The 17,502-nt window shown below is 64.5% G+C and carries 17 protein-coding genes and 1 riboswitch; of the genes, 10 read left to right on the plus strand and 7 right to left on the minus strand.

All coding sequences use genetic code 11. The features are described from left to right. Positions 1 to 8 precede the first annotated feature (8 nt). The 4 genes from FJV83_RS02260 to FJV83_RS02275 are packed head-to-tail and all read left to right on the plus strand — an operon-like array spanning position 9 to position 4,661. The gene (locus FJV83_RS02260) at positions 9 to 1,049 is read left to right on the plus strand and encodes a 2-hydroxyacid dehydrogenase (protein ID WP_095786706.1); all 1,041 of its coding nucleotides are present in this window, start codon (positions 9 to 11) and stop codon (positions 1,047 to 1,049) included. A 45-nt stretch (positions 1,050 to 1,094) separates the two neighbouring features. Then, the gene (locus FJV83_RS02265) at positions 1,095 to 2,612 is read left to right on the plus strand and encodes a glycerol-3-phosphate dehydrogenase (RefSeq protein ID WP_095791233.1); all 1,518 of its coding nucleotides are present in this window, start codon (positions 1,095 to 1,097) and stop codon (positions 2,610 to 2,612) included. Further along, the gene (locus FJV83_RS02270; protein ID WP_185973308.1) at positions 2,612 to 3,670 is read left to right on the plus strand and encodes a class II aldolase; all 1,059 of its coding nucleotides are present in this window, start codon (positions 2,612 to 2,614) and stop codon (positions 3,668 to 3,670) included. The genes FJV83_RS02265 and FJV83_RS02270 overlap by 1 nt, the downstream gene beginning before the upstream one ends. A gap of 49 nt (positions 3,671 to 3,719) precedes the next feature. After that, the gene (locus FJV83_RS02275) at positions 3,720 to 4,661 is read left to right on the plus strand and encodes a TIM barrel protein (protein ID WP_095771164.1); all 942 of its coding nucleotides are present in this window, start codon (positions 3,720 to 3,722) and stop codon (positions 4,659 to 4,661) included. Between the two features lie 61 nt (positions 4,662 to 4,722). Here FJV83_RS02275 and fba read toward each other — a convergent pair whose 3' ends face one another. Then, on the minus strand, positions 4,723 to 5,787 hold the full coding sequence (fba, locus tag FJV83_RS02280) for a class II fructose-bisphosphate aldolase (protein WP_142884940.1): 1,065 nt from the start codon (positions 5,785 to 5,787) through the stop codon (positions 4,723 to 4,725). A 275-nt stretch (positions 5,788 to 6,062) separates the two neighbouring features. Here fba and FJV83_RS02285 point away from each other — a divergent pair, with 275 nt between their 5' ends. From FJV83_RS02285 to FJV83_RS02295, 3 genes are read left to right on the plus strand one after another with little or no spacing between them, the layout of a single operon-like run. Then, positions 6,063 to 6,833 (plus strand): DeoR/GlpR family DNA-binding transcription regulator, encoded by a 771-nt coding sequence (locus FJV83_RS02285; protein WP_142884941.1) that lies wholly within the window; start codon positions 6,063 to 6,065, stop codon positions 6,831 to 6,833. 47 nt (positions 6,834 to 6,880) lie between these two features. Further along, positions 6,881 to 7,639 (plus strand): triose-phosphate isomerase, encoded by a 759-nt coding sequence (locus FJV83_RS02290; protein ID WP_142875322.1) that lies wholly within the window; start codon positions 6,881 to 6,883, stop codon positions 7,637 to 7,639. Positions 7,640 to 7,666: 27 nt separating this feature from the next. After that, positions 7,667 to 8,107 carry an RpiB/LacA/LacB family sugar-phosphate isomerase gene (locus tag FJV83_RS02295; protein WP_095791237.1) on the plus strand — a complete coding sequence of 147 codons (441 nt, stop codon included), beginning with the start codon at positions 7,667 to 7,669 and terminating at the stop codon, positions 8,105 to 8,107. Here FJV83_RS02295 and dhaL read toward each other — a convergent pair. From dhaL to FJV83_RS02315, 4 genes are all read right to left on the minus strand, one after another. Then, positions 8,104 to 8,739: a dihydroxyacetone kinase subunit DhaL gene (gene dhaL / locus FJV83_RS02300; protein ID WP_142875323.1), complete on the minus strand. Its 636-nt coding sequence runs from the start codon at positions 8,737 to 8,739 to the stop codon at positions 8,104 to 8,106. The genes FJV83_RS02295 and dhaL overlap by 4 nt on opposite strands. Positions 8,740 to 8,754: 15 nt before the next feature. Next, positions 8,755 to 9,768, minus strand: coding sequence for a dihydroxyacetone kinase subunit DhaK (locus FJV83_RS02305; protein ID WP_185973309.1), 1,014 nt, complete (start codon positions 9,766 to 9,768; stop codon positions 8,755 to 8,757). Between the two features lie 69 nt (positions 9,769 to 9,837). After that, positions 9,838 to 10,311, minus strand: coding sequence for a 6,7-dimethyl-8-ribityllumazine synthase (locus FJV83_RS02310; RefSeq protein WP_142875325.1), 474 nt, complete (start codon positions 10,309 to 10,311; stop codon positions 9,838 to 9,840). A gap of 77 nt (positions 10,312 to 10,388) precedes the next feature. Beyond that, positions 10,389 to 10,533, minus strand: a riboswitch (FMN riboswitch). A 100-nt stretch (positions 10,534 to 10,633) separates the two neighbouring features. After that, complete coding sequence (locus FJV83_RS02315) at positions 10,634 to 11,809, minus strand: MFS transporter (RefSeq protein WP_142875326.1); 1,176 nt, start codon at positions 11,807 to 11,809, stop codon at positions 10,634 to 10,636. A 48-nt stretch (positions 11,810 to 11,857) separates the two neighbouring features. Between FJV83_RS02315 and FJV83_RS02320 the strand changes: the two genes are divergently transcribed. After that, on the plus strand, positions 11,858 to 12,397 hold the full coding sequence (locus tag FJV83_RS02320) for an Lrp/AsnC family transcriptional regulator (protein WP_142884942.1): 540 nt from the start codon (positions 11,858 to 11,860) through the stop codon (positions 12,395 to 12,397). Between the two features lie 11 nt (positions 12,398 to 12,408). Here the strand turns inward: FJV83_RS02320 and mtnA are convergent, their stop codons facing one another. Both mtnA and mtnK read right to left on the minus strand, forming a co-directional pair. Continuing rightward, positions 12,409 to 13,503 (minus strand): S-methyl-5-thioribose-1-phosphate isomerase, encoded by a 1,095-nt coding sequence (mtnA, locus tag FJV83_RS02325; RefSeq protein WP_142875328.1) that lies wholly within the window; start codon positions 13,501 to 13,503, stop codon positions 12,409 to 12,411. Then, positions 13,500 to 14,771, minus strand: coding sequence for an S-methyl-5-thioribose kinase (mtnK, locus tag FJV83_RS02330; RefSeq protein ID WP_142875329.1), 1,272 nt, complete (start codon positions 14,769 to 14,771; stop codon positions 13,500 to 13,502). Before mtnK ends, mtnA begins: the two co-directional genes overlap by 4 nt. Positions 14,772 to 14,908: 137 nt before the next feature. Here mtnK and FJV83_RS02335 point away from each other — a divergent pair, with 137 nt between their 5' ends. Beyond that, positions 14,909 to 16,420, plus strand: coding sequence for a sugar ABC transporter ATP-binding protein (locus FJV83_RS02335; RefSeq protein ID WP_142875330.1), 1,512 nt, complete (start codon positions 14,909 to 14,911; stop codon positions 16,418 to 16,420). 81 nt (positions 16,421 to 16,501) lie between these two features. Beyond that, positions 16,502 to 17,497: an ABC transporter permease gene (locus FJV83_RS02340; protein WP_095791243.1), complete on the plus strand. Its 996-nt coding sequence runs from the start codon at positions 16,502 to 16,504 to the stop codon at positions 17,495 to 17,497. Positions 17,498 to 17,502 lie beyond the last annotated feature (5 nt).

Here is a 17,502-nt window from a genome sequence, read left to right on the forward strand (position 1 = left end):
AGTCGAGTATGCGTAAGAAAATAGCGATCATTGGCGACAACTTCATGCTTCCGCAGGTGTTTCGCGCCGAAATCGAGAAGGTCGCGCGTGGCGACCTGGATATCAGGACATTGCAGACGGCCTGGCCCGATGAACCGATGGAATTCGGCGATCCGGCGCTCGGCCTCGACAAGGTCAAGGAGTATTTCGGCCATCCCGACGAGGTCGTTGATTTCATCGGCGATGCCGAGATCCTCGTCACCCAGCTGGCGCCCCTGTCGGAGGCCATGATGCGGCGCTTGCCGACGCTTAGACTGGTCGCGGTCTCGCGCGGCGGACCGATCAACATCGACATGGCGGCGGCCAAGGCGCAAGGCATCACCGTGGTCAATGTGCCCGGCCGCAACGCGAGTGCCGTGGCCGAGTTCACCCTTGGCGCCATCCTGGCCGAGACACGGCTGATCCGGGTCGGCCACGAGGCCTTGCGCAAGGGCGAATGGCGCGGCGACCTATACCGCGCCGACCGCACCGGCCGCGAGCTCAGTGAGATGACCGTCGGCGTCATCGGCTACGGCAACATCGGCACCAAGGTCGTTCGGCTGCTGCGCGCCTTCGGCTGCCGCGTCCTGGTTTGCGACCCCTATGTGCAGTTGAGCGCCGACGACCGCAATGCCGGTGTCGAACTCGTCGCTCTGGACAATCTGCTCGTCCGCTCCGACGTGGTCACGCTGCATCCCCGGGTGACCGAGGAGACGCGCGGCCTCATCGGCAAGGACACCATCGCGCTGATGAAACCGGGCGTGATTCTCATCAACACCGCGCGCGGGCCGCTGGTCGACTATGACGCGCTCTACGAGGCGCTGGTTTCAGGGCAGATCGCCAGCGCCATGCTGGAGACGTTCGCCGTCGAGCCGGTGCCGTCGGACTGGCCCTTGCTGCTGCTTCCCAACGTGACGCTGACGCCGCACATCGCCGGCGCTTCGGTGCGCACCGTCACCTATGCCGCCGAACAGGCCGCCGAAGAGGTGCGCCGCTACCTCGCCGGCCTGCCTCCGGTCAATCCGTGCTGAGGCAGTGGCCATGACGCATGAAACCGGCATCGAGGCTGCGGCGACATGAACGGCGGCCTTGAAATCGTCGACCTCTTCGTTGTCGGCGGCGGCGTCAATGGCGCCGGCATCGCCCGCGACGCAGCGGGCCGCGGCCTTTCCGTCATCCTGTGCGAAAAGGACGATCTCGCCGAAGGCACCAGTTCGCGCTCGGGCAAGCTCGTCCATGGCGGCCTGCGCTATCTCGAATATTACGAGTTCCGCCTGGTGCGGGAGGCGCTGATCGAGCGTGAGGTGCTGCTGGAATCGGCGCCGCACATCATCTGGCCGATGCGCTTCGTGCTGCCGCACAGCCCCGACGACAGGCCGGCCTGGCTGGTGCGGCTCGGCCTGTTCCTCTACGACCATCTCGGCGGCCGCAAGCGGCTGCCGGCGACTCGAACGCTCAACCTGCGCACCGCGCCCGAGGGCGCGCCGATCAAGGATGCCTTCCGGCGCGGCTTCGAATATTCTGACTGCTGGGTCGACGATGCCCGCCTCGTCGTCATCAATGCGCTCGACGCCGCGGAGCGGGGCGCCAGGGTTTTCACGCGGACCGCCTGCACCGCCGCCCGCCGCGAGAACGGCCTGTGGGTTGTCGAGATGCAGGAGGGCAGGACGGGTATCAGGACGGTGGTTCGGGCGCGCGCGCTGATCAATGCCGCCGGCCCCTGGGTCAACGACATCGTCAACCGCGTTGCCGGCCAGAACTCCAGGCGCAACGTACGCCTGGTCAAGGGCAGCCACATCGTCGTGCCGAAATTCTGGGAGGGGCGGCAAGCCTATCTCATCCAGAACAGCGACAAGCGCGTGATCTTCATCAACCCATATCAGAACGATCTCGCTCTGATCGGCACCACCGACATTCCCTATGAGGGCCGGCCCGAGGACGTGGCGGCGGATGAGAGCGAGATCGATTACCTGATCAAGGTGGTCAACCGCTATTTCAAGCGCGGCCTTGGGCGCGGCGATGTCGTCTATTCGTTCTCCGGCGTCAGGCCGCTCTATGACGACAATGCCGACAACCCAAGTGCCGTGACCCGCGACTATATTTTCGAGCTCGACGCGCCGGACGCACAGGCGCCGCTGCTCTCCGTCTTCGGCGGCAAGATCACCACCTTCCGCAAACTGGCCGAGCATGCGCTGGACAGGATCGCGCCGTTCTTTCCCAAAATGGGCAAGCCCTGGACCGCGAAGGCGCATCTGCCCGGCGGCGATATCGCCAATGCCGATTTCGAACAGTTCCTCGGCGATCTCGGAGGCGAATATCCCTGGATGCCGGCATCTCTGCTGAAGCATTACGGCCGGCTCTACGGCACCAGGACACGGGCTTTGGTTGGCGCGGCGCGTTCGCTCGATGAGCTCGGGCGCTGCTTCGGCAAGGATTTCTTCGAGCGCGAGGCCGCCTATCTCTTCGACCGGGAATGGGCCGTGACGTCAGCCGATATTCTCGAGCGTCGCACCAAGCACGGCCTGCATCTGTCCGCCGAGGAAAGGGTGGCCTTCGAGCATTGGTGCGCGAACCGGTTGGCGAGGGCAGGCTGATGGTCCATTCCATCGATACTGGCACTGCGGAATTCCGCATGCTGCGCTCCTTGTCGGCCAGCATCGGCGCCGACCCGTTGCTGGTTCAGGGTGCCGGCGGCAACACCTCCATCAAGCAGGCCGGTGTGCTGTGGATAAAGGCGTCGGGCACGTGGCTGAAGAACGCGCGCGACGACGAGATCATGGTGCCGGTCGCGCTGGCGCCGTTGCTCGATGCCGTGGCGCATCGCAGCCCGGCGGCGGAGACCGCGGGGCAGTTCACGCTGGCGGACCTCAACCCTCGTCAGCTGCGGCCCTCCATCGAGACGACGGTGCATGCGCTGCTGCCGCAGAAGATCGTGGTCCACGTCCATTGCGTCGAGACGATCTCGATCGCCGTGCAGGCCAATGCCGAAGCCTTGCTGGAGGGGCGCCTGCGCGGCCTCGACTGGGCCTTCGTGCCCTATCGCCGACCCGGCCTGCCGCTGGCGCAGGCGATCGCCGAGCGGCTGAAGCCCGCGGCCAACGTGCTCGTGCTTGGCAATCACGGCCTGGTGGTCGCCGCCGATACGGTCGCCGAGGCAGCCTTGCTGCTGCAACGGGTGACCGGGCTGCTCGCACGGCAGCCGCGCCCGGCTCCGACGCCCGATCTCGATGCGCTGCTGAGGCTCGCCTCAGGCAGCAACTACCGGCTGCCGGCCTCGACCGCCGCGCATGCCGTTGCGACCGACCTCGCCAGTTGCCGCATCGCCGCCTCCGGCAGCCTCTACCCGGATCATGTGATCTTCCTTGGCGTCGGCTCGGTGATCGCCGGCCCTGGCGAGGACGCGGCGGCGGTCGTTGCCCGCACTGCAGCCGCGCCGACGTCCATCCTCTTTCCCGGCAAGGGTGTGCTCATGCGCCGGGATGCCAATGCCGGCGCCGAAGCGATGGCGCGTTGCCTGGCCGACGTCGTCGCGCGCGTCGATGGCGCTGCGCGCGTCAACTATCTCAGTCCGAAGGAAAACGCCGAACTGCTGAACTGGGACGCCGAGAAATACCGCCAGCAACTCAACCGCGAAGGGGTGACGCTGCAATGATGGCATTCCGCTCCGATGTCTTGCTTTGCGTCGGGGAGGGATAGCGACCTTGGCCTTCACGCTCTCCCTCAACACCAATCCGCTGGTCAATCGCTTCGCCGATCCGGACGACCTGATCGACACCATCGCCTATGACATCGGCATAAGGGACGTGCAGCTCACGCATGAATTCATCAATCCCGGCTGGCCCGCCGCGACGATCGTCAAATTCGTCCGCCTGTTTCGCGGCGCACTCGCCCGCACCGGCGTGCGTGTCACGTCCGGCATGACCGGTCCTTACGGCAGGCTCAATCATTTCGGTCACCCCGACGCCGATGTGCGCCGCTACTATGTTGACTGGTTCAAGACCTTTGCCGACCTCTCGGCCGAGCTTGGCGCCGGTGGCATGGGCACGCAATTCGCCATCTTCACCCATCGCGACTTTGACGACCCCCAGCGCCGCGTGCGGTTGTTCGACATCGCGCTGGACTGCTGGCGCGAGGTCGCCGAGCACGCCCGTGCGGCCGGCCTGACCTATCTGTTCTGGGAACCGATGTCGGTTGGCCGCGAGTTCGGCCACACCATCGAGAATTGCCGGCTGCTGCAGCGTACGATCGACGCCGCAGGTATGGCGATCCCGCTGGAGATGATGGTCGACATCGACCATGGCGACGTCACCTCGAGCAATCCGGCTGACATCGATCCGTACGCCTGGGCCGAAGCCTTTCCCACGAAATCGCCGATCATCCACATCAAACAGTCGTCGATGAACAAGGGCGGCCATTGGCCGTTCACATCAGCCTACAACAGGGACGGCCGCATCACGCCTGAAAAACTGCTGCAGACGGTGCGGCGCGGCGGCGGCACCGACAACGAGATCTGCCTCGAACTGTCGTTTCGTGAGCGCGAGCCGGTCGACCATCAGGTGGTCGCCATGATCCGCGAGTCCGTCGACTACTGGGCGCCGTTCATCGAGACAGGCAGGTCCGATCTTCTGCCAAAGGCCGGTTAGAAAACGGGCAGGGGCCGATGCGGCTCCTGCCCGTTGAATTCAGCAGATAATCGCCCGGAACTCAGCCGAATTTGGGGTCGAGGCTGCCCGACTTGTAGCGCTTGGCCATTTCCGAGACCGGCAGCGGCTTGATCTTCGGTGCGTTGCCGGCGGTGCCGAACTGCTCGAAGCGCTCCTTGCAGAGCTTGCGCATCGCGGCCATTGCCGGCGTCAGATATTTGCGCGGATCGAACTCGCTGGGGTTTTCCGCCAGCACCTTGCGGATCGCTCCGGTCAGCGCCATGCGGTTGTCGGTGTCGATGTTGATCTTGCGCACGCCATGCTTGATGCCGCGCTGGATTTCCTCCACCGGCACGCCCCAGGTCGGCTTCATCTGGCCGCCATATTTGTTGATGATCTCCTGCAGGTCCTCCGGTACCGAAGACGAACCGTGCATGACCAGATGCATGTTCGGCAGGCGGCGATGGATCTCCTCGATGACGTTCATCGCCAGCACCGCGCCGTCCGGCTTGCGCGAGAATTTGTAGGCGCCGTGGCTGGTGCCCATGGCAACCGCCAGCGCGTCGACATGGGTGTCGCGCACGAACTGTTCGGCCTGCACCGGATCGGTGAGCAATTGGTCGTGGCTGATCGCGCCTTCGACGCCGTGGCCGTCTTCCTGCTCGCCGCCGCCGCTCTCCAGCGATCCCAGCACGCCGATCTCGCCTTCGACAGACACGCCACCCCAGTGCGCCATGTCGACGACGCGCTTGGTGATGCCGGAATTATAGGCGTAGTCGGCCGGCGACTTGCCGTCTTCCTTGAGCGAACCGTCCATCATCACCGAGGTGAAGCCGTACTGGATCGCGGTGACGCAGGTGGCTTCGTTGTTGCCGTGGTCGAGATGCATGCAGACCGGGATGTCGGGATGGATCTCGACCAGCGCGTCGATCAGCTTGGCCAGCACCACGTCATTGGCATAGGCACGCGCACCGCGGCTTGCCTGCAGGATGACAGGCGATTTGGTCTCTTCCGCCGCCTCCATGATGGCGAGGCCCTGTTCCATGTTGTTCATGTTGAAGGCCGGCACGCCATAGCCGTATTCGGCGGCGTGATCGAGCAATTGTCTCAGTGTGATGCGAGCCAACGAATAGTCTCCCGTATCTGGTTTCAAACCTGGTGGTTGCGGACTGTCCGCGCATCGTCCAGCCCACCGATGCTTCTGGCCGGATTTCCGCGCAACCGCAACCGTCACCGGCCGTCCCGGCAGCAATTCTTGTTACAGCGCCACGATCGGGGCAAGCGGAATATCCCAAGAATCCATCTCATTATCACAGAAAACTTGATACTTTTGCGACGATAGCTGTTATATCTCTGAACTCCGATCAAGCAGCCGCGCTTCGGCGTTGGCGGTCAGCGGCAATGAAGAGCGACATCAGACGGCAAGGCATTATGGAGTTTCTGATGGACGCCGGTCAGGCCGGCGTCGACGATCTCGCCTTGCGCTTTGGCGTCTCGAAGATGACCGTGCATCGCGACCTCGACGAGCTCGAGGAAAGCGGTTTCCTGCGCAAGGTGCGCGGCGGCGCTTCGATCCAGCCGAGCAGCCTGTTCGAAAGCGACTTCCGCTACCGGCAGAAGCAGGCGACCGAGGAAAAGCAGCGTCTGGCGGTGGCTGCCGTGGCCATGATCGAACCTGGCCAGACGGTGATCATCGATGACGGCTCGACGGCAGGAGGCATTGCGCGCCATCTCACCGATCTGCGGCCGCTGACGGTGATCTCCAACAATCTGGCCGTCATCCAGGAACTGGCCGGCGCCGGGGGGATCAACCTGATCGCGCTCGGCGGCCAATACAGCAAGAAGTTCCACGGCTTCTTCGGCCTGCTGGCCGAGGCTTCGCTCAAATCGCTGCGCGCCGACGTCGCCTTCCTGTCGTCTTCGGCCATCCATGGCGCTTCCGCCTTCCACCAGGATCAGGAGGTGGTGCAGGCCAAGTGGCTGATGATGGCGGCGGCGACCCGCAAATATCTGCTGGTCGACCACGGCAAGTTCGGCCGCACGGCGCTGCATTTCCTGACTGATCTCAGCGCATTCGACGCGGTCTTCACCGGCCGCGCGCCGGAGCCGGGCGTGCGCGCGGTGCTGGATGCCGGCGGCGTCTCGCTGACGGTCATCGACAAGGGATCATGATCCCGGCATCGGGAGATCGTGATCAGCAAAATTAAGGAGCAGTACGCGTGGTCTACTGGGTCGGTACAAGCTGGAAGATGAACAAGACGCTCGCCGAGGCGCTGGATTTCGCGCAGCGCCTGGCCGGCTTCATTCCCGGTTTCGATGACCGCATCCAGCCCTTCGTCATACCGCCCTTCACGGCGGTGCGCGAGGTCAAGCAGGCGCTGTCGTCGACGCATATCAAGGTCGGTGCCCAGAATATGCATTGGGCCGACGCCGGCGCCTGGACCGGCGAGATCTCGCCGCTGATGCTGAGGGATTGCGGGCTCGATCTGGTCGAACTCGGCCATAGCGAACGGCGCGAGCATTTTGGCGAGACCGATCGCACGGTTGGCCTGAAAACGGCGGCGGCTGTGAAGCACGGGTTGATCCCGTTGATCTGTGTCGGCGAGACGCTGGCCGAGCGCGAAAGCGGGCAGGCCGATGCCGTGCTGGGCGCCCAGGTCGAGGGCGCGCTGCAATTCCTTGAAGGCGAGGCGAAGGGCGCGAAAATCCTCTTCGCCTACGAGCCGGTCTGGGCGATCGGCGACAAGGGCATTCCGGCCAGCGCGGACTATGCCGACAAGCAGCAGGCATTGATCAAGACAGTGGCCGGCGCCGTGCTGCCGTCGGTGCCGCCGGTGCTTTATGGCGGCAGCGTCAATCCAGGCAATGCCGCCGAGCTGGTCGGCCAGCCCAATATAGACGGCCTCTTCATCGGCCGCTCCGCCTGGCAGGCGGACGGTTACATCGACATTCTCGGCCGCGCCTCGGCGGCGATCTGAAACCATCCGAACCGCAAAGGGAAAACCATGAAAATAGCCATTGGAGCCGACAGCGCCGGCAAACCGCTGCTCGACGTCATCGCCGCCCACCTTGCCACCAAATCCGGCCTGACGGTCAGCGATCTCAGCCAGGCCGGCTACTATGCCGACCTGTCGCAAAAACTCGCCCAGACCATCGTCGACGGCGAGAACGATCGCGGCATCCTGTTCTGCGGCACCGGCATCGGCGTCTCCATCTCGGCCAACAAGGTGCCGGGCATCCGCGCCGCGCTCACCCACGACACCTATTCGGCCGAGCGCGCGGCGAAATCCAACAACGCGCAGATCATCACCATGGGCGCCCGCGTCATCGGCCCCGAACTGGCCAAGGCGATCGTCGATACGTGGCTCGCCTCCGAGTTCGACGAACAAGGTCCCTCGGCCGGCAATGTCCAGGCGATCGACAGGCTCGATGCGGCGAAGCGCTAGCTCAAGCTCTTGCGCATCGCGCCGATCACGGTGACGGCCGACGCCGCGCCGGGGTCGATATGCCCGAGCGATCGCTCGCCGAGCCGCGAGGAGCGGCCCTTGGCGGCAATCATGTCCTTGGTTGCTTCCGCCCCACGCGCGGCGGCGGCAAGGGCCGCCTCGAGACACTGAGCCAAGGTCTTGCCGGCTACACTGGCCGCGGCGGCCGCTTCGGCCGCCGGTTGCCAGGCATCGACCATCGTCTTTTCGCCCGGTTCGGCCTTGCCGCGATCCTTGATGCCTTGTGCCATGGCCTGGAACAGGGCGGTGAAGTCCGCGTCCGCCAGCGTCGCCTTGCCCTTGACGGCAGCACCGGCGCGCATGAAGGCCGTCGCATAGAGCGGGCCAGAGGACGCGCCGACGGCGTTGAGGAACGATTTCGCCGCCGTGTTGAGCAACGCCGTCGGCTCGGTCGCCGCGAGGTCGAGCGAGGCCAGCGCATCGCGCACGGCATTGAAGCCGAGCGCCATGGCAATGCCGTGATCGGCGTCGCCAATGACGCCGTCGAGCTGGCAGAGCCGGTCCTTGTCGGCCTCGATCGCCACCGCGATCGTATCGAACATTCTTTTCAGGTCAGCGGTGTCGATGGTCACGGGAACGCTCTTTCGTCAGCCGGCACGGAACATGGCGCAGTCGCAGGGGTGGTCGAGCATGGTCTGCAAATCCTCGTCGAGATGAAAAAGCGTCACCGAGGCGCCGGCCATTTCCAGTGACGTGCAGTAATTGCCGACCCAGGTCGCGTGGATGGAAACGCCGATGTCGTCGAGCCGCTGCTTGACCCGCCGGTTCATGACGTAGAGCTCCATCAGCGGCGTCGAGCCGAGCGAATTGACCAGCACCGCGACCTTGTCGCCGCGCTTCGGCGCCATCTCGGCGAAAATCTTGTCCAGCATCTCGTCGGTGATCGCGTCGGCGGTCCCGAGCTTGCCGCGGGCGATGCCGGGTTCGCCATGGATGCCCATGCCGATCTCCATTTCGTCCGCGCCGATCTCGAAATTCGGCCGCCTTGTCTGCGGCAGCGAGCAGGGCGACAGCGCCACGCCCATGGTGAAGGTGTGGTCGTTGGCCTTGCGGGCGACGCGCTCCACCTCGTCCAGGGAGAACATCCGGTCGCAGGCCGCACCGGCGGCCTTGAAGATGAAGAAATTGCCGGCGACGCCGCGGCGCTTCTGCCGCTGGTCGCGCGGCGCCGAGGCGACGTCATCGGTGGTCAGCACTGTACGCACCTCGATGTCGTCCATCGCTGCCATCTCGGCCGCCATGTCGAAATTCATCACGTCGCCGGCATAGTTGCCATACATGAACAAGACGCCGGCGCCGCCGCTGACCGCCTTGGCGCATTCGAGGATCGGATCGGGCGGCGGCGAGGCAAAGACATTGCCGATGGCCGCCGCATCCGCCAGTCCCTTGCCGACAAAGCCGAGAAAGGTCGGCTCATGGCCGGAACCGCCGCCGATCACCAGCCCGACCTTGCCGGGGCGTGGCCCGTCGCGGGCGATGATCGAGCGCGGGCTGCCGTCCGCGCTCCTGAGGTGGCGAGGATGCGCGGCGAGGATCCCTTCGAGCATTTCGTCGACGGCGCGGTTGCCGTCATTGATGATCTTCTTGGTCTGCACCGGCATCCTCCCCGAACTCGGTATTTCGCAAATACTACCGGGTGTTATCGCGATTTCCACCCGGCCGGGAAGATTTCATGCCGCGATCTTTTCCCGCGCGGCGAGAATTTCCACGCAGGCCCTGGCCGCTTCCTTGCCCTTGACGGTGAAGTGCTCGAAGAAGAAGCGATGGTGGTCGGCGCTGTCGTGATAATTGTGCGGCGTCAGCACCGCCGAAAGCACCGGAACGCCGGCTGACAGCTGCACGTTCATCATGCCGTCGATAACGGCGCTGGCGACGAACTCATGCCTGTAGATGCCGCCATTGACGACGAAAGCCGTGCCGAGGATCGCGCCATAGCGGCCGGTCTCAGCCAAGGTCTTGGCGTGCAGCGGGATTTCGTAGGCGCCGGGCACATCGAAGACATCGACGGCGAACCGGTCGCCTCCGATGCCGGCCAGTTCCGCTACGAAGGCGTTGACGCACTGATCGACGATATCCGCATGCCAGCGCGCGCGGATGACGGCGATGCGAACAGTTTCATAGTCTTTGTGGGAATGCTGATTCATGGGTCCATCCTTCCGTTTCGAACCAGAATCAGGACGCACGATACGCAATCCGGCCCGCCGGAGCGGTCCGTTTTCCGTTTCGTTCTCTTTCATCCGGACTGTAACCGTCGGCTCCGGAATCACACCGGATCTGCTGACCTTTCCGATTTCGGAAAGCGCTCGCGGGCTTTGGCCGAAACCATTACCGCCGGTGGGGATTTTCACCCCGCCCTGAGAACATTAACGCCTCTGTATGGAAGGGCAGGGGTGCCGCTGTCAACCAGGCGACAGGCCGGTGGCCAATCACGTTCTGTCGACTGGCGCAATTCTGTGAAGAGCCGCTCTATCGCGTGCGCCACGCCGCAGCCGCTGCTGCAACCAGCATCAGCAGCGCCGCAACCATCGCGCAGACGGCAAAGCCGAAGCCGGAATAGATCGGCCCGAAGCCGGTGGTGCCGATAAAGACCGCGAGATAGGTCACGGCGCTGTTCAGGCCCATGATCGTACCGCGCTGTGAGGGATCGAGCGCCGCCAGCCGCATCACCAGAACATTCAATCCGAAATGATTGGCAAGCCCCCAGATAGCCACCATGGCGAGCGTCAGGCCGAAACTGTTGCTCGTCGCGGCAATGGCGACATAGACGGCCGCGACAAGAAGATAGGCGAACGGCATGACGCGGCGGGCGCCCAGGCGATCGATCGCGCCATCGAGGAGAGCAGCCGTGCCGAAGCCAATGCCGTAAGCGAGCGCGGCCCAGCCATTGGCGCTCACCGGCTTGCCCAGTCCGCTGTGCAGGTGGTCGCCGAGATAGCCATAGACACCGTAGAAGGCGGTCATGAAGGCTGCGCAGGCGATGAGAAGCGGCACAATGCCGGGAATGCCGAGCGCCGCCAGCGGCGTTGGTGCCGGGCCGCTCTTCCTGATGTCGCTCAGCGACGTCATGCTGAGGCTGGTCAGCGCCAGCACTGCCAGCACCGCGACGGCGGCGAACACGGCGCGCCAATGCACGAGATCAGCAAGCACGGCCGAGAGCGAAACGCCGGCCACCATGCTGAGCGTCCATCCGGTCAGCACCACGCCGATGGTGCCGCTTTCGCGGCCGGGCGGCGCGATCGCCGCCGAACTCGCATAGATCGCCGGCATGGCGACGCCGGCGGCGATGCCGGCGATGAATTGCGCCGCGACAAGCATGATCAGTACCGGTGCGGCCGCGCTGGCGACGAGAGCAATGGCCAGCAACAGCAATGCCCCTTGCAGCATCCGGCGGGCGCCGAGCCGGTCGATGTAACGGGCGAGGAACAGGGCGCTCGCCGAGGTGCCGAGGCCAAAGGCGGCCGCCGCGATCATCACGGTCGGGACGCTGCTCGAGAAGGACGATGCCACGGCCGGGGCTATGGGCCCCAGGACCAGCGAATTCGAGCCGATCACGGCGATGCATCCGGTCAACAGATAGGCGAGGGCCGGGATCGCCGGCCTGGCGTCTGCTGCTAGGGCGGTGGCTTGATTGCTGTTCGACATATCGTCATAATGGCCGTATTAAATTCCGTGGCAATCAGGATTATCGACATGGATGAAGAAACAGATGGCATTCTGCAGAACAGGCCGGCGCCCCGCGATGTCGATGCAATTGACCGAAAAATATTAAGCGTTCTCGTTGACGACGCGACGGTCAGCTACGCCGAACTCGGCGATCGGGTCGGGCTTTCACCGCCAGCAGCGCATGAGCGGGTCAAGCGTCTTCGGCGCAGCGGCGCCATTCGCGGCACGGCAGCGATCATCGACCCCAAGGCGGTGAAGAAGCCGCTGCTCGCCTTCGTGCATATCGACACCAGGGGCTGGGGCAAGACCCCGGAGCTGATGGCGGTTTCGCAATATCCGGAAGTCGAGGAGATCCATACCGTCGCAGGCGATACCTGCATGCTGCTGAAGGTCCGCACGGAAGACACGAGGGCGCTGGAAGGGCTGCTTGCTCGCCTCTACGAAACGCCCGGCGTTACCTCGACGCGCAGCTATGTGGTGCTGTCGACCTATCTCGAGCGGCCGGTGCAGCCCGGCATCACCGACAAGTGGCCGACACCGGGGCACATGAGCAAGCCGCTGTACTAGCCGGCGTCGGGCTATGCTCGTTCGGGGAACATCGCCTTCAGGCCGTCGCGCGAGGCCTTGGCGATGCCGCGTTCGGTGATCAGCCCGGTCACCAGTCGCGCAGGGGTCACGTCGAAGGCCGGGTTCGCGGCCGGCGTCGCGTCGGGCGAGATGCGCACCTGGGCGATCTCGCCGCTGTCGGTCTTACCCCAGACAAGCGAGACCTCGTCGGCTGAGCGCTGCTCGATCGGGATCTCCTCGAGCCCGTCATGCACCGTCCAGTCGATGGTCGGCGAGGGCAGCGCGACATAGAACGGTACGTCATTGTCGGCGGCGGCGAGCGCCTTCAGATAGGTGCCGATCTTGTTGCAGACATCGCCATCGGCGGTTGTGCGGTCGGTGCCGACGATGACCATGTCGATCGCGCCGCGCTGCATCAGATGGCCGCCGGCATTGTCGACGATCAGCGTGTGCGGCACGCCGTGGCCGGCCATCTCCCAGGCGGTAAGCTGGGCGCCCTGGTTGCGCGGCCGCGTTTCGTCGACATAGACATGGACCGAGATGCCGGCTTCGGTTGCCAGATAGATCGGCGCGGTGGCGGTGCCGTAGTCGACGGTCGCCAGCCAGCCGGCATTGCAATGGGTCAGGATATTGACCGTCTCGCCCGGCTGCTTGCGCGCCGCGATCGCCTGGATGACGGCAAGTCCGTTCTCGCCAATGGCGCGGTTCAGTCCGACATCCTCGTCGGCGATCTCGGCGGCGCGACGATAGGCGGCTGCGGCGCGTTGTTCCGTTGGCAGCGGCTTGAGGAAGCGCCGCATCTCGTCCAGCGCCCAGCGCAAATTGATCGCCGTCGGGCGCGTCTCGTGCAGCGTCTCCCACACGGCATCGAGCGCTGCGTCGGACGGATCATCCGCCATCTGCATGGCGACGCCGTAGGCCGCGGTGACGCCGATCAGCGGCGCGCCGCGCACCCACATGTCGCGGATGGCGGTGGCGATGCCGGCAACCGTGCCGATCGTTTCGATGCGGAAATCATGCGGCAGCCAGCGCTGGTCGATGATCTCGACCGAACGCCCGTCATCGCTCAGCCAGATGGTGCGGTAGTGGCGGTCGCCGACGTTCAAATGCTGCTCTCCTGTTCAATCAGCGCGGCCAGGGTGTTGACCTCGTCGATGCTGTGTATCTGGCGCCGGTTGACGGCGATGTGACGGCCGAATTTTAGCGCCTTTGCCTCACAACTGGCGCGAAGCTCTTCATCGGCAATGGTCTCGAAATCGGCATTGTGGGCGAGGCCGAGGATACGCCTGTGCACCTCGATGCCGGCAAAGCCGAGCAGGTCGGTCCAGATCTGGTGCAGCACATGGTCGAGCGCCTGTTCCGCACCCAGCCTGTCGCCCTGATCCTCGAACAGGCTTTTTTGATAGAGCATGCCGCTGCGCTCGGTGCGCCACAGATGCGAGAATTCGGCGCGGAACACCGCCCATGTCTCTGCGGTAACCCCGAGCAGATAGGCGCGCATGGCATCGCGCTTGCCCTTCTCCTCATGTCCACGCTGCGAGAAGAAGGACATCCAGAAATTGGCGAGCAGCATGCCGACATCGAAGGCCATCGGTCCGTAGAAGGCGAACTCCGGATCGATCATCCGGGTCTCCGTGTCGGTGACCATGATCGAGCCGGAATGCAGATCGCCATGCAGCAATGTCTCGGCATTGGCGGCGAAAATGTGCTTTAGCCGCTGCGCCTCGACCTTGAGGTCGCGATCGGCGCGCAGTTCGGCAACGACTCCGTCGAGCTGCGGCGTATGCCGATTCATCTTGGCGTCGAAATAGGGATCGGAGAACACCAGGTTCTCGGTGATGTCGCAGAGCTCGACATTGTCGGCGAACAGCGCCAGATCGGCCTTGCGATCCTTGGCCACCATCGACAGGTCGGAACCGCGAAACAGCGTGCGGGCCATGAACAGGCCGATATCCCTGGCAATGTTGGGAAGCTGGCGCCCGTCGATCAGGGCACGCCTGAGAATGACGTGTGGCGGCGCCAGATACTCCATGATGATCAGCGCCTGGCCTTCATCGAAATGATAGATCGCCGGCACCGAGCCCGGCGCGCGCGCCTCTTGCCTTGTCAGCGCGTGATACTCGAAGAAGGAACGTTTCAGCGGCAGCGGCCAGCTGTCGCCGACCAGGCGGACATAGGGCAGGGCCTGCTTGACCACGGCCGCGCCGCCGGCGCCCTCGACGATGAAGACGAGGTTGAGATTGCCGTCGCCGACCTCGCGTACCTTCCAGTGTATCGTGTCCCTGCCGATCTTGGCGCACAGCGCCGCGTTCGTGCCGAGGCGCGTTGCAAGCGTCTCCACCGACAGTGCTTCGAACGGCAATTTCCCGGTCATTCGTGTCCCTCCCGCCTGTGCGCTCCGATCATAAGGGAGCCTTGACGGCGGGGCCAAGCTAGGAAGCGACCTGGCAATTGTCAATCGTGTTGACAATTGCCGATGTAGCCCATAGCGTCATGGTCAGGGAGGAACGCATGGTCGGCAATGCCGTGTTCCGTGTAGAGGGACTGAGGAAATCCTTTGGCCGCAACGAGGTGCTTGGCGGCATCTCGCTCGAGCTGCGTTCCGGCGAGGTCACTGTGCTGATGGGCGCCAATGGCGCCGGCAAATCCACCCTCGTCAAGATCATCAGCGGCGTCTACGAGTGCGGCGGCGGTACGATGACCCTCGCGGACCAGGATTTTGCGCCGAACACGCCGGCGGAGGCGATCCGCGCCGGCGTCGTCACCGTGCACCAGAACATCAATGACGGTGTGGTCGCCGACCTCGACGTCGCCACAAACCTCACACTCGACAGGTTGAGCGGCAGGGGCGTGCCGACGCTGTTCAATCCGACCCGCGTGCGCCGCGAGGCCAAGGCCGTCGCCGACCGCATGGGGTTGGCCATCGATCTCAAGGCCCGCGTCAACGACCTTTCGCTGGCCGATCGCCAGATGGTGGCGATCGCGCGCGCCTTGGCGCATCAGCCGAAAGTGCTGATCCTCGACGAGCCGACGTCCTCGCTCTCCAGCGCCGAGGCCGACCGGCTGTTCGCGCTGGTCGACAGGCTGCGCGAGCAAGGCGTGGCGATCCTCTATATCTCGCACCGCATGTCCGACATCAGGCGGCTTGCCGATCGCATCGTCTCGATGCGTGACGGCATTATTTCGGGTGTCTTTGACACCAAGCCGCTCGACTATGAAGGCGCGGTCAATGCCATGCTCGGCCGCAAGATCCATCTCGACCAGATCGTTGCCAGGAGTTCCGCCAAACCGGTCCTGACGGTCGAAGGCCTGCGCTTCGGGCATGGGGCCAGGCCGATTTCGCTGACGCTTGGCGATGGCGAGGTCGTTGCCATCACCGGCCTCGTCGGCGTCGGCAAGACCGCGCTTGCCGAGACGCTGTTCGGCGTGCGCAAGCCGCTGGCCGGCACGATGACGATGAACGGCAAGCCCTATGCGCCGCGATCGGCGGGTGACGCGATCGCGGCCGGCGTGTTCCTCGTCGCCAAGGATCGCGCGACCAGCGGCATCGTCGGCGGCTTCAACATCGAGCGCAATGTCAGCCTGCCGTTCCTCAAGCGCATGTCGAATCTTGGTGTGCTCAAGCGCCGCCTCGAACGCGCCACCGCGCGCCGGCAGATCGAGGAACTCAGCATCGTCTGCCGTTCCGAGAAGGACGAGATGTCGGCATTGTCCGGCGGTAACCAGCAGAAGGTCATGGTCGCCCGCTGGATGGCGCAGAATGCAGCGCTGTTCATCCTCGACGAGCCCTTTCAGGGCGTCGACATCTCGGCCAGGCGCGACATCGCCGCCAAACTGAGGGCAAGCGCCAATGGCCGCGCGACGCTGTTGTTCGTCACCGAACTCGACGAGGCGCTGGAGACGGCCGACCGCATCCTGGTGATGTCGGAACACACGATCGTCGGTGAACACCGCAACGCCGAGGTCGATCTCGATCGCCTGCTGGCCGAGGTCGCCGGCGGGCCGCTGCATAGCGCCGCCTAAGCCGCGCGGCGGGTAGAATTGGAATGGAGAGACTATGGGTCCGAGTTGGATAAGAATGGCTGCGTCGCGCGGGTGGGCTGAATGACGCTGCGCGACTACGCCATCCGCTATGGGTTCATCGTCCTCTTGTTCGGGCTGGTCGCCTATTTCGCGATCGCCGCCGACGGGTTCGTCTCGCCGCAAAGTGCCGTCTTCATCTTCCAGTCGGTGGCCATCACCGGCGTGCTGGCGCTCGGCGTCACCGCCACGCTGGTCGTCGGCGGCTTCGACCTGTCGATCGGCTCGGTCGCCACATCGGCTATGATGGCGGCTGCCTATGTCATGGTGGTGCTCGAGCAGAACGCCGTCGTGGCGGTCGTCGTCTGCCTGCTGATCGGCGCCATTGTCGGCCTGATCAATGGCTGGCTGATCGTCTATATGCGCGTGCCCGATCTCTTGGCGACGCTCGGCATGATGTTCCTGCTGGTCGGCCTACAGCGCATCCCGACCGAAGGCCGCTCGATCGCCACCGGCATGACCATGCCAGACGGTTCGGTAGCCAATGGCAAGTTCGGCGACGCCTTCCTGGCGCTCGGCCGCCACCGCTTCGATTTCTTTATCCCGAACCTCATTCCGGTGTCGGTGGTGGTGCTGCTGGTTCTGGCCGTGCTGATCTGGTTCTTCCTCGAATACACCCGCTTCGGCCGCATGATGTATGCGGTCGGCTCCAATGAGCGCGCGGCCGAACTCGCTGGTGCGCCTGTCAAGGCATACAAGATCTGGGCCTACGTTATTTCAGGAGTTTTTGCCTCGATCGGCGGCATTTTGCTCGCCGCACGGCTTGGACGCGGCGACATCGCCTCGGGTAATAATCTGCTGCTCGATGCGGTTGCCGCGGCGCTGATCGGCTACGCGGTGCTCGGTGCCGCCAAGCCGAACGCCTTCGGCACCGCTGTTGGTGCGCTGTTCGTCGGCATCTTGCTGCAAGGCCTGACGATGATGAACGCGCCTTACTACACGCAGGATTTCGTCAAGGGCGTGGTTCTGGTCGTCGCCCTTGTCTTCACCTTTGCCCTCTCGGGCAGGGGCAGGGGGTAGTCTCG

The organism is Mesorhizobium sp. WSM4307 (genome assembly GCF_007003945.1).
Classification (GTDB): domain Bacteria; phylum Pseudomonadota; class Alphaproteobacteria; order Rhizobiales; family Rhizobiaceae; genus Mesorhizobium.